This is a genomic window from Paenibacillus sp. GCM10027630, assembly GCF_042676305.1.
GTDB lineage: Bacteria > Bacillota > Bacilli > Paenibacillales > NBRC-103111 > Paenibacillus_S.
In genome coordinates, this window is record NZ_JBHTGY010000015.1 from 199949 (window position 1) to 213317 (window position 13369).

General features: G+C 43.6%; 8 protein-coding genes. 1 reads left to right on the forward strand and 7 read right to left on the reverse strand.

Features of this window, described 5'->3' with window-relative positions; genetic code table 11:
• Nucleotides 1-216 precede the first annotated feature (216 nt).
• Entirely contained in the window at nt 217-4134 is a 3918-nt protein-coding gene (locus ACFQ0C_RS08590; RefSeq protein WP_379365995.1) for an S-layer homology domain-containing protein, read from the reverse strand.
• A 367-nt stretch (nt 4135-4501) separates the two neighbouring features.
• Here ACFQ0C_RS08590 and ACFQ0C_RS08595 point away from each other — a divergent pair, with 367 nt between their 5' ends.
• A complete protein-coding gene (locus ACFQ0C_RS08595; RefSeq protein ID WP_379365829.1) occupies nt 4502-5869 on the forward strand; it encodes an S-layer homology domain-containing protein in 1368 nt (455 codons plus the stop codon).
• Nucleotides 5870-6103: 234 nt separating this feature from the next.
• On the opposite strand, the gene ACFQ0C_RS08600 is transcribed toward ACFQ0C_RS08595, so the two are convergent.
• From ACFQ0C_RS08600 to ACFQ0C_RS08625, 6 genes are all read right to left on the reverse strand, one after another.
• Nucleotides 6104-7213, reverse strand: coding sequence for a type I phosphomannose isomerase catalytic subunit (locus ACFQ0C_RS08600; RefSeq protein ID WP_379365831.1), 1110 nt, complete (start codon nt 7211-7213; stop codon nt 6104-6106).
• Nucleotides 7214-7349: 136 nt separating this feature from the next.
• On the reverse strand, nt 7350-7838 hold the full coding sequence (locus tag ACFQ0C_RS08605) for a hypothetical protein (protein ID WP_379365833.1): 489 nt from the start codon (nt 7836-7838) through the stop codon (nt 7350-7352).
• A 15-nt stretch (nt 7839-7853) separates the two neighbouring features.
• Nucleotides 7854-8639 carry a hypothetical protein gene (locus ACFQ0C_RS08610; protein ID WP_379365835.1) on the reverse strand — a complete coding sequence of 262 codons (786 nt, stop codon included), beginning with the start codon at nt 8637-8639 and terminating at the stop codon, nt 7854-7856.
• Nucleotides 8640-9657: 1018 nt separating this feature from the next.
• Nucleotides 9658-11124 carry an HD-GYP domain-containing protein gene (locus tag ACFQ0C_RS08615; RefSeq protein ID WP_379365837.1) on the reverse strand — a complete coding sequence of 489 codons (1467 nt, stop codon included), beginning with the start codon at nt 11122-11124 and terminating at the stop codon, nt 9658-9660.
• Between the two features lie 185 nt (nt 11125-11309).
• Complete coding sequence (locus ACFQ0C_RS08620) at nt 11310-12245, reverse strand: DMT family transporter (RefSeq protein WP_379365839.1); 936 nt, start codon at nt 12243-12245, stop codon at nt 11310-11312.
• Between the two features lie 445 nt (nt 12246-12690).
• On the reverse strand, nt 12691-13305 hold the full coding sequence (locus ACFQ0C_RS08625; protein ID WP_258215316.1) for a PH domain-containing protein: 615 nt from the start codon (nt 13303-13305) through the stop codon (nt 12691-12693).
• Nucleotides 13306-13369: the final 64 nt, after the last annotated feature.

Genomic DNA, 13369 nt, shown 5'->3' on the forward strand with positions numbered 1-13369 from the left:
TTCAAAATAAAAATTCACACATTGCAAAAGGTTCCATCGTTCTAATGATAACCCTTAACAATATGTGAATTCAGGTCTCACGTTTTTTGATTAATTACATCTTACCATGCCAGGGATTAAAAAGCAAATGAATCGAACCACAATTGGGTGGAAACATTTTGAAAATAAAGGAAAAAGGGAATGTGTTTTGGACATCCCCTTTTTACCTTTATTTGGTTAACTTAAGTTTGCAGGAAGAGCGCCTTTTACATACTTTTGCAATAAGCGTACTGCTATTTGAGCAGCTTCCGCTCTTGTCATTTTACCCTTCGGGTTAAAATTAATTAATGGTTTGTTTTTGGTAGGAATAGGAGAAATCACCGGACTGCCCACCATAACTTTAGCGGAATTCATAGCTTCAATAGCTGGAAGTGCATAAACGTCCATGCTCGCAATGTCTGCAAATGCCTTCTCAACTTTGGCCTTCAATTTATCATCATTCATCGCCAAAGTGACATTCATTGCACGAGAGAGCATAACCGCTGCCTGCTCACGTGTTATCGGCCTGTCCGCTCCGAAAATTTGAGCCTCGAAGCCTTGGACAATACCAGCTCTGGCCGCCGTCTCTATTTCCTCATACGTCCAAGCCGCAGAGTTACTTCCAGGCAATATATCGCCGAATGTATTGTTGTCATCCGAGTTAATCTTCATACCTAGCGAGCGAACCATCAGACCTGCAAATTCACCGCGCGTCACGCTGTCATCGGCTCCAAATTCATTTCCAAACAAAGCTGGCATATAGCCCTTGGACAATAGAGCCTGCAAAATATCTCGTGCCCAAATGTGGTTGGAAATATCGTCATAGCCGTATTTCAGTTTAGCGACCATATAGTATCCAAACTGGTCAAACGGTACGGTAACAGTCTTAGCTTTCGCATCAACTTTACCTCCGATATTTTTCCATTCTCCTTTATCATCCAAAAGGAATACAGTTACTTCTGCTGCAGCCTGGGATACAACACTATCATCATATTTAATAGTAAGTACACCTCGCTCACTCGGCACTACTTTTCTTCTGTCATCATAACGGGTAAAAGTACCTTCAGTGGAATACGGCGCCAATCCGCCAGTAACAGGCTTATAGTCGGAAGCTCCTACTTTGGATGCTTCACCCATACCTGCTGAAATCCAATAATAATCGGAAACTCTCATAAAATGTCTAGGCCCGAGACCTGGATCAAAGCTGCTTGAAAGTGAGCTGTCAATCGGGATTCGCGTCTGAGTCGGAGTGCTCGGCGTTCTAGAGTCAATGTCCGTTCCGACTTTTTGATTATAGTCGTTGACTAACTCTGTGTTACCATTCTCAGGATCTGCAATACCGAATAACAAGTCTACTTTGGGCTCAATCTTACCATCAATCTCACGCCGTAGAACATTGTTCTTAGGGAATGTAAGCTGCAATGCTTTATTAAACACATTGTGCTTGTCGCTCATCGGCTCCATAAACATGGTGCCTTTGTCAGGATTGGAAACGTACGTGACCGTGATTGTCTCTTTCACGTCCGCACTTCCACCTTTTATAACCAAATTGATTTTATTGTCCGTATCCGGTTTAAGACCGGTTAAAGTGTACATATAGCGGTTAGGCATATCTTTGCGCAGCTTGGCGGAATTGCCGTTAATTTGTACATCCTTTGCTCCAACTGCTTCGATATCAAACAACACGAAGTTTTTATTAACAATGATTTTATCGCCTGTATTCGGAACCGGTGAGAGTACACGGTAAGGAACATTTTGGCTTTGCACCGTTAGCGTTGAAGTAGCTGCAGCACCATTCGTATTATTGGTAAATACAATCGTATAAGTATGAGAACCGGCCGGAATTAATACATCATCCAATCGAAGCTTGAAGGCGCTCCGGCTTCCTTCAAAGTCAGCTCTCGAATAATAAGCATTAGGCGCCGGAACCGTAGCACTAGGGTTCATTTTAAAGATTTCTGTTGCCCCTTCTCTAATCGTTATATCATCTGCTCCGGAACCTTCAACGAATAAGTCGAATTTAGAAAGGGTAGTTACATACGCACCGTTAATTAATTGAAGCTCCGGAGAAGGCGGCAAATAATTCGCTCTAATCGGATCTGTCAGAGGTACCCTTGTTGATGTTGGCGGCGTTAATGGTCTAATATCGCTAATCACCGGTAAATTTTTATCGACAATATAGAACTTAACCTCTTTTACATAACTACGCAAAATGGTGGTTGCACCATCGGTATAATCAACCGTTATCTTGATTTTATTTTCGCCTATGAACAATGGCCCCGAGGCTGAAATACCGAGGGTCATCGGAATAATATTACGAATCGTGTTATCGGTAGCATCTTCTACGGAAAATGGACTCGTTGTTTTATTTACATTGTTAACGAGCAATTTCTCGTTTTTCACTCTGGCGTCAGGACCGAATCCAATATATTTCCCTGATAGAACTATATTATTTGTCAAGACTGATGTATCTTTCTCAATAACTTGACCTTCATATAGATTATCCAGCTCAATATATAGCTTAGAAACATAAGTTACTCTCGCCGTATATGAAACAGGATTGGTGCCAACTGCAAAAGCAATGGTTTGAGCACCCTCCGGCAGGTTGGAAATTTTATAAACCTGACCAATGTTAACTGTTGCACCAGCTGGCGAAGCAACACCAGTTTGTGTAGCTGTAATCGTTGTATTACCTAGTGGTTGCAACCCAACCGTTAAATAATTGGTTATAGTTGGATCTGCTGGATTCGCTACCGCTAAAGGTGATGTAGCGTCCACAATGATATAGAAATCCTGCGTTTTTACTTCTTGACCGTTTAAAGGAGCACTTAGTGTTGCATCCGTAATTGGAGAAACGCCATCGTATCCCTGCAACAATCTTGCACCTCTAATCAATGTTTGACCCGAGGCAAGCTTAAACTGAAACTTATCAATGATCGTCCATGGCGTACCACCAATGGATGGTATATAACTGATTGCAATGTTTACAGGTTGATTCGGGAGCAGCGTCCCGGCTGAGTCTTCTACCAACGGGTAAAAAGCAGCAGGAACCGTTACATTCACCAGTTTGAACGCAGGCGAACCATATGTATTGGTGATGACAGTTTCAGTCGCTTTCGGGTTAGTCCCGGCTGCAGTAATATTCACAGGAGTACCCGCGTTAATAGTAATGGTAGAATTCCCATTAAAAGGTGCACTATCAAAAGGTACTAAAAATTGCAAGTCTAAATCAGCGCTATGTGTTGTACCCGTAAAAGAAGGAGGAGTTGAAGCTAGCAAGCTTTGCTTAACACCATCCTGTGTTACATCAACAATGGTAAATGGCTTATCTTTATCATAGTAGTAAGCTTGACGCTTAACTGTAATCGTATCGGTATTGTTAGCTATTGTAATTTCAAACTTGTTTAATCCGGGCTGCAAATTCATAGCCGGCCCATAGAACAAGCCGTTATCCAATACGGAAGCTTTTTCGCCGTTAATCGTCATTTTATTAGCATTATCAACGGTACCTTGAATATAAGCAACGCCTTTTGTCAGGACAAGGCTCGCTCCTTCGTTCAAATCCAAAAGCTCACTGTTTGAGTTAATTTGCATTTTCTTAATCAAAGGAGCCGCATCGTATAGTACATAGAAAACATCTTTTTTTGTAGCTGCTCCTTGCGAGCCTATGAATGTCAAGCGGTTGTAACCCTGAAAAAGATCTACATCGCTAACCTGAAAACGGTTGTTAACAGCTCCAACTGTTGTAACAGAGCTTTTATTAGCCTGTTTAACCCATTCGGCGCCAACTAGTGAAATTTGTTCTACTTCAAGCGTCAAAGTAGAACCGGTTACTTGTTGAAAAGTCCCTCCTATGGAAATTTTCCCGGAGTTCGATAGTTTGGCTGTGTTGCGGGTTAAGTTGCCGGACGTTCCAGACTTCAAAATTTCCATGTTGGCCGTTGCTTTCAACTCGCCGTCATCCGGGAAAAAGTAGTTAGGAACAAGCGGCGGGCAAGTTACTACCGAAGGGTCTGCTTGCAAACACGGCGGTGGCGGTGCCGCTGCTGCAAACTGAGCCGGTATGATCGAGAACAACAGCGCGAACAACAGCATATAGTTAACTATTTTTTTCATTGATGTCAATTGTATCTCTCCTTAATTCGATAAATTTCAAACCAATCAAACCTTGTACAAAACCATTCCTTACAATAAAATCACCGTCCTATTCATGCGTTCCCCGGAAATGATAGTGTCTACGATTTGCTATAAAGCTTATATCGGTTTTACTGACAAAAAATTTTAACTCTACTTGGAAAATAATCAAATCAGCCCGATATTTGTTGCATTTTGACAAAATACAAAGAATATTAACCCATTAAAATCCTATTATTACATTGTACTTGTCTTTTGTATATTACGAGTTTTCATCAAATTTCGTTCCAAATGTTAACAATCGATCTGTATTAGCCGATATAAGGATAGAGATTGGAGGGTATTGAAGATGAGAAAAATTCAAGGCAAAATAAGCAAATGGTGTACATTATTACTTACAGCAGCGCTGATTCTTCCCGGACCCTCAGCCACTGCTGCCGTTACTTTCAGCGATGTTAACCCTCAGCAAAACAGTTGGGCTCTAAGTTCGATCAGCTTAATGGCCGAAAACCAAATTTTGACAGGCTATCCGGACGGAACCTTCCTGCCGAATGAAACCGTTACTAAAGCGGAATGGACTGTGATGGTGTATCGTCTATTCGATACGTACAGACCTAATCTATATGCTTCCGGCACAAATAAAATCGAACAGTTCTCCGATGTCCCCCCTGAGCATTGGGCATACAAGCAAATCTCAGATATTTACGACAACTCCTTTCAATGGGGCATATACGGACTGAGCCAGTATGGCCAGCTCACTTTCCGGCCCGATACACAATTAAACCGCCTCCAGCTGGCTAATATGCTGTATTCGTTTTTTGACACCCGGATGATAGACCGCCGGATAACACCGAATGATGTTTGTTCCATCGTATCCAAATTCAAAGATGTTCCCTCTAAAATATTTAAAACTCAAGATGAATACGACAAAGCCGTTCAAGCCGATGGACGCTTAGACTCCGCCAATACTCAAATTTCCACAAGTAACGGCGTGTTCCCTTCGTTGTTTATGGGTACTGGAGCTGGCGATTGCCAATTTGGTTCGGACGGGTTCTCCAATGCGCAGGCCAGTGTTCTGGCAAGCCTTCAGTCCTCCGGTATCATGACTGCGAATAATGAATGGTATTTCCGCCCATTAGACAAAGTTACACGAGCTGAAGCCGTTACAATACTGAACCGGATTTATAATTATCTTAAAAAGAGTTATTGGCTTGTCGATTACTCTACAATTGATTTAAAGCAGACGGGTACTGGAATCGGAGGAGCAGCAGGGGGAGGCACCGGCAGCGGTACCGGCTCGAACTCAGGGGTTTCCGATCCTTGGAACGATCCTAAAGGCAGCGGCCCTTCCAGCCAAACTGCTACCAATGTTCGCGACTTCTTTAAAACGCAGGGCAATAATGGCGAGTCGGGTACCATTACGAAAAACATTCGAAAAGCAGGCGAAATTGAAACCGCCGTTTTCCCGTCAGGGTATAGTTACTTAACTATTGATCTGGTTAGTCAGGATAAAACGGAATTCGTAGATATGTATGTAATTTCAGACGGCAAGAGCACCTTAGTGAAGCAGGAATCGTTTCCAATGACCGTTTCCGTAAACGGTGTAAGAGAAGTAGGATTACGGACGGTGCTGCGCGATACGAATCCTTTGAAGAAGGGCGGCAACGTCATCCTTTCCGTCAGGCTGAGTAAGGAGAATCCCGCGGCGAATAAATAGCCTTCTTGTATTTGACATGGATACTCCGACACCTATTCAACAAACATAGAAGCCTCCAACACCACTGCCTAGTGGGTTGGAGGCTTCTGTTCTTTTATAATATCAGACTATAAGTTTTCAGCGGAGCTGAAGAAGTCTGATATTGCAAGAAAAGCCACCGCTAAGACACGAATGTATCTTCATCGAATGGGCTTCGATCAGAAGCTTTTCTTATAGATACATCCCCCCTCCGTTTCACTCGGGAGGATAACATAACACAACTTTCAGCTTGTCAGCGCCATCGCTGTTCCATGACAACGCATTCAAACCTGCCGGCATAAAAATTTCGTCAGACTGGTTAATAGACATCTCTCCATCAGCCCAACTTACGGAGCCTGACCCGGAAATGACAATAGCGATTCCAAATACGCCGCTGCCTTCCGTTGCAAAACGGCCAGTGACTTCGATTGTATGCATGCGGAAGCGGTCTGTGCTTTCTTTTCCGATCAGAACCAGCTCCTTGCCGTCTTCGCTCTCTCTCAGCAATGCAGGTGACTTCTTCCATTTGCTTCTGGCGTTCTCGTAGGAGTGCGATTCATAGTGGAAGCAATCGAGCATGCGTTCGAATCCAATACCTTGATGACAAGCCAAGTCTGGAACACTATTGCCCTTGGGCGTAGTTCTTTCTACACGTAGAGTAAGGTCCGTAGGCTCCTGGATCTCGATTAGAAAGCAGCCGCTTCCAATAGCATGAGGAATGCCGCCCTCAACCAGAAACACATCGCCTTCCTGCACAGGGATACGATGGAGCGCGTCGATCATACCGTCAATATCCTGTCGTTCAAATAGCTCCCGCCAGCTTTCTTTCGTCACTCCAGGCTTGAATCCGAATAAAACATAAGGCTCCTCACCGTCTATAGCTCTTCCACCCATTACATACCATGCTTCTGTTTTACCGAACTGAGATTCAAACTGCTCCATGGCAAATGCTCTATCCGGGTGTACCTGTATCGTCAGTCTCTCAGAAGCGTCCAGCACTTTGACCAGCAATGCCGTTTGCGCGCCGTATTTAGCAACATGTAATTTACCCAGAAAGCCTTCGGGTTCAGATAAAATTAAATCAAGCAGCGGCATGGTCTCCCCATTATCCAAGCTTACTAGGCTCAAACCTTCCTTAATGTGCTCCCTGCCCACATTCTTGGCTACTACAGTGGATGCCACCCACTCCTCCGGGAAGCTCGTATCCTCTGCTTGCAGTGTACCCTGCCACTCTTCCAGAAATTTACCTCCAGAGTAGGTTCTCCACACCCTATTTTTGAGCAATTTAAAGGGTTCTCCACTTAATGGACGGCCGCTGGAACTCATACAATACTTCACCGCTCTCTTTTAAAATAAAAAAATAAATGATTACGTGAATAACAGAACAATCTTCTCCACTACTATACCTCGATTGAAAATAAAATTACCAGTTAAAAAACATATAGTAGCAGCGTTTTACTGGTTATTGTATAGGTTCCGGCTGAGCGGATTGATCAGCGATGGATCCGACGGTAAGTGCCTTGTACTGCCAGAGTACCTTGCACACCTCCAAATGTTTGGCAGTGGCGCATCGGATAATTACAGTTACTTCGGGAAGTTTGCTTGCCTTTAAGCGCTTTTTTTGACTCCTCGGTACAATAATTAAACGATAGATGCCGAAGCCCGCTCCAAATCCACCTACTGCAGCCATAAGTCCCCAGATAAGCGGCCCCCATTCCAAAATGAATCCATAGGTCGACCCCAAAACACTACATGCTGTAGCGCAAGCCATTCCAACTTCAAATGCTTTATGAGCTTGTTCCGATGCCTCAGAGGCAAAAGCAAATGATTTGTTCGGAAAAGCATCCATAGGAACAGCCAAAATATGACCGCTATCGATGCCATTCTTCTCAAGAACAGCCAGGGCCTGCTCCAATTCAACGGAATGCTCGAAGGTGCTTACGATTAACATAATAATCTTCCTGCCTTAATGAAAAATTGTACTGCTATCGGCGAATCCATAACGTTCGGCAAGAAATTGTCTCTGCTCGATGCGGAACAAACGATTGTGTTCGACTGCACTTATATATGCATGGTAGATTGAACCCCCGACTATTGAAGGCATGAAAAGCAGCCAGTGAGGATGTAAAATAGCTGTTGATTCACGGATTCGGCCATGCATCATTATAATCACCGCCTCATGCGAATGAGACAGCCCTATATATATGCAGTACGAGAACATCGCATAAAAAGCCAGCCCAAACCGGTGATTATAGAGCTGACCAAGCCCGGGGAAAAAAAAAGAACTGAACGCTGCGGATAGCGGACTTTTCTTCTCCAAATATTGAATACCCAAAGGCCGTATGATAAATCCATCGATTCGCGCATTCTCCATTTCAGCTAATTCGCAAAGCTTATTCGCTTCAACCGTTGAACGGTAGCTGTCCCAAATTGAAAATAAGTAAATTAGCATATAAGCGAATACCCATTGGGGATTAATAATAGCCTTTGCCATTTTAAAATCACCGCAAAATGAATACAGCATAGCCTCATTAATATGGGCAAACGAATTGATAAACAGTTCCCATAGTGTCAATAAGCAAGCACGTGCATATTGGTTAAGCAGAAAGTGCCCAAAACCAGGAAATGCGGCTGACCACCATGCGACCATCAAAGGATTTTTACGGTAAAGATGCGTTACACCATATTGGCTAAGATGGGATAAAGGTCTGCGTGGTACAGAAGACTCTCGTTTACGTCTGTTCAGAATCAACGGCTCCTTCCACCTATACAGCTGCCGATCAGAAAGTGAAGTAAAGCTGCTAGCGGTCCTTATTTTGTCCTCTTTGCTGGTCCACCATTTTTGATTAGTATGGCGATAATTTACCTAATTGATGCATATATTCCCAGCGGGCCGAAGCAACTCTTGGATGCTTACATAAAGCAACATTGCCCCAAAAGAGCGATACAACCTCAGCTGCTTAATCTGATTATGTTAAGGTAAACCGATACATCTACGAATGTCTTGAGTCGCCAAAATCATAGATAACAAAAAAAGCGCCTTGCGGCGTCCTTGGTGTACCCTTTACGTTTGTGCGTTTTGAAGGGATGGATGTGGGATTCCGGCCGCTGTTGAAGCCGTGTACCTTTGAATTTATGTTTTAAAGCGGTAGGAACACGAACTTCTAAGGTAGGTAGCATACCCGAGCAGTCACCGGAGGTGACGACCATGCGGACGCTATCGCTCCTCCATCCCACACCCATGCCCTCTTCCTGTTCTACTCTCTGCTTTGCGCTGCTTCCTTACCCCCTAACCGATCTTCGATCCGGTATTCATAGAACTCATAGACCTATTCCCCATGGTAGTATTTCACATGTACCTTTAAAGCTAAAGCGGTGAAGTGTCCTCATCCCCTTTAGCGCTGCCAATCATTCACTTAAGGAAGTGAGGTGCGCTATTTCCTTGTTTAAGCGTTATTAATCGAGTGAAACGGAACTAGGATCACTTATTTATTTAAAATATCGCATTTCCGTCTATTAAAGTCGGAATAACGAATCGTAGTTCCGCAACTTCATGAAATGGGATGGGTTTTCAATCAATAGAGCATTGACGTTCCGTTAGGCAACGGTTTTCATGTTATATTGATTCCATATGTTGGATGAAAATGACATATAAATTCTCTGCCCAAAAAAAGACTGTCGCAGAATAATCCATTCCGACAGTCCTTGTATATGAATGAAATGTCCACACCAACTATGTACGATTTCAATAGTCCCTTACTAAGCTCTCACTAGGATACATTGGCATCTTCAGAAGCAGCCGGGCGCAAATAATTGCTTTTGTTATCGCTAATCATATGCAGCGGATAACGGTACACTTGTGGATCACGATCGCATATCCGCTTCCAAGCATCTACGCAGGCTGAATCAAAATGAGTATTGCTATGCTCGTTAAGAAAGTCGATGGCTTCCGCATGCGTCCAAGCCTTACGATACGAACGAGTAGAAGTGAGGGCATCGTACACATCCGATACGGCCACGATTCTTGCCAACAAGGGGATTTGCTCCCCCTTTAGACGATCAGGATAGCCCGTGCCATCCCATTTTTCGTGATGTGAACGAATAATCTCAAGCTCTTCTTTCATAAATCCGAGCGTCCTGCACATTTCGTAGCCCTTGCGCGGGTGCTGCTCAATAATCGCCCGTTCATCCGGCATAAGCCGTCCCGGTTTATTAAGAATCGCGTCCGGGATATTGATTTTACCAACATCATGTACAATGGTGCCTTGTGATAGTGCGCGAAGCTGTTCGGGTGACAGCTGCATTTCTTCCCCCAGCCTCAAGGCATACAAAGTGACTCTCAGGTTATGACCCGCGGTATAGGTATCCTTCACCTCAGTTGCTAAGACCAAGGCTCTCACACTTGGGGACAGGCAGCTGGTAATTCGCTCTAACGGATCATTGGTGAATAAGGCTCGGACAGACATGGTTAAAGACCGGCTCACCCCATACTGCTTCCATAACCCGGCCAGCATTACGATCATAGATGCCAGTAAGAGCAGGTGGTAAAGCCACCAGCTGAGCCGCCAGGTTTCACCCAAGACAATAATGAACTGAGCAACAATAAGCCATCCACAGCTATAAATAATAGCGGTTTGAAGTGGGAAGCGAGAGAATCGATAGGATTGAAAATACCGATACATCGTCATCGAATTGAGCACAACAATAACTCCGGTAGCTACCCATCTCAAGGGATTACGATCCAGAGGAATTAAATCGAGCATATGAGGGAACAGCAGTCCAGTGATACCAATAAGACCAAGAGCAACAGTCCAAACCGGTATTAAATTGCCTTTCCAGCGGGATAACCACAAAATTAACAACGAATCGGATGATAAAGAAGACATCCATAACCAGAAGGTAGCAAGCAAAAGGCTTACCTGTGAGGCAACACCCGGCAAATGGGATGCATGTATTAGAAAGTTTGGAGTGGATAACCCGTGAACGGAGAATACTTCAGCCAACGAAATGAATGCCAGCGATAAAAAGCATACTTTGATGTTTCGCACACGGTTTCCCGATATCCCTACAGCAATAGCAATTATAGTAGACAGAATGGCAACCAAGCTGACAATGTAAAAATGCCCTCTAGGCAGCGATAGCAGAATATCAAGATTAGGATGCGCTTTCAAATATTCAAATAAAAGATAAGGTGCTACAATTGCTGCTGCTGGGCCTATCACATCTCCAATTTTCATAAATACAACGCGCCTCCCTATTTATGAACGTGCCTTCTATCGTTTTGATTAAACAAAACCAGCTTCGTTGCTGTGGATTCTAAACAAGAATGGGCCATAAGCCCCAAATCCTTTTCAGTGTACCACATAATAGGGATGCAGAAAATGAAGGTATTTTTTATTAATGGATAAAATAATGTCGTATATTACGAATGAGCGGACTCAGCCGCCTTAACAGGAAGCTCCCGACCTCTCGGCTTCAACGTTCCAATCACAATACCAACTGTCGTAAGCGTAAAAGCTGCCACATGAATCCAGCCGATTCGCTCATTCAGAAAAATAACTCCTCCAACCATACTTGCAAAAGGCATAGCATTAATAAACATCGCGGTGCGGTTAGCTCCTAGGCGTTTGATACCATGATTCCAGCCTAATGTACCGAGTGAGGAAGCCCCCCAGGCTGACAGAAGCATAACTAGCCATGCTGCCGTCGTAAACTGCACATCTGCATACGAAGCAGGTCCCATAACTGCAACAGTGCCCAGATTCAGCATGATTCCCCCAATGATAGTAGAATAAGCAGTGACTACAAGGGTTGGAATCGTAGAGGAGGAAATTTTCTTAATAAGCAGACCCCCTACCACGTAGGCCAGCATCGAAAGAAACATGATCATATCTCCCCAACCGGAAACAGCAAGCGAGCTGTCTGCGGACTTGGAAGTGACCACCAATATCACACCCGAAAAACCAAACAATATACCTATACCTAATTTATAATTGAACTTTTCACCGACAAAAATAGATGCCAACAGCGCTGTCGTAAGCGGATTTAATCCAAGTATGAGGGAAGCATTAGTTGCCGTAGTCGTAGTAACGCCATATGCCAAAAAGAGCTGATGAAAAAAAATCGATGTGACGCCTATCAAAGACAGCATTAGCCATTCCTTGGCATTCGGCTTATAGAAGCCGTACTTTTTCCATACAAATGGAAGCAGTGCAAGGCCCGCCAAGGGCATCCTTATAGCGGCGACCATCATAGGTGAGATGGATGCTGTAAGATACTTGACCATTACGATATTTAAGCCCCAAGAGATTACGACCAGAGCTAAAATTAAATAAATTGTTTTTTCCGACTTGATCAAGCTTATGCACTCCCATATTCTTGTTGTCTATGACACAAATCCCTATCATACCACGCTGCAGGAAATTTCGGTAGGGCAGTAATTGTAATTCAATTTTTTGCGAGCCTCCACTCATCCGCATCTTCTACAAGTGGAAGCATTGACTACATCTCGCAACATACATTTCGATCTCAGAAGCTGAATCCGCAAGGAAATCAGGTGTGCTGGTGAGTAGCAGAGCTGCATCTACGAAATGAAGGACAATAGCGAAAGTACTTGTTCCTCTATCACCTGAAAAGCACAAAAAACAGAGGTATAACGGAACAGCTAGTTCCTTTATGCCCTCTGTTTTTGTGCTTAATGCTCTTACTAACCCAAAATAACGGCATTCCAACTTCCGCTATCGCCTTAAAATTGGGGTCGCAGATCGAATAAAGGAACTCACAGCGTGGCTTTTTCTTACATTTTAATTGTTAATATAACGTTCAAACACAAAACCAAAGTCCTTGACATGGTATTGCTTCCGAGTATCCGTAAGCCAAGAGAACGTAGCTTGATTCAATTCCTTGAACTGCTCCGTTATATTGCCTTGATATTTAGTGATTTGGCTCAGTACTCCAGAAGCGGTATCCAAGCTTTCCTTAGCGTGGGCTAAGCTAATTTCATTTTCACGGGATATTTCGGCAATTTTGATGAGCGCTTTATACAGGTCCTTGATTTCTTCCAAATGTTTTTTGTGAACATCGATGGAATACGCAATCGAGCCTAATGTAAATTTAATTTCCACATCCAAGTCGATGGTGCCTGCAGTCTCAAGGCTTACATCCGAAAGATGGTAGGAGCTGTAGCTGTAACGGCGAAGCGAACGCTTTTTACTAATAGCACTCGTACCATCCAGATGAATCAGAGCTTGGTTGGTGAAGCAATATTCATCCGATTTAGACTTAATGAGGAAAAAAATCTTCTCTCCATCTTCATGCATAACGTAATCATCAGAATCTACCTTGTCGTAATTTTCCCGTTTAATCACACTGCCTAAATCACTCAATCCTAAAATATCCGCCGCCACTTTGCCAAACATGGTATCATCCCTCTCATGACATTTAGCATTCTCCTATATTCTACCATGTCAAGGGCGTCCCACA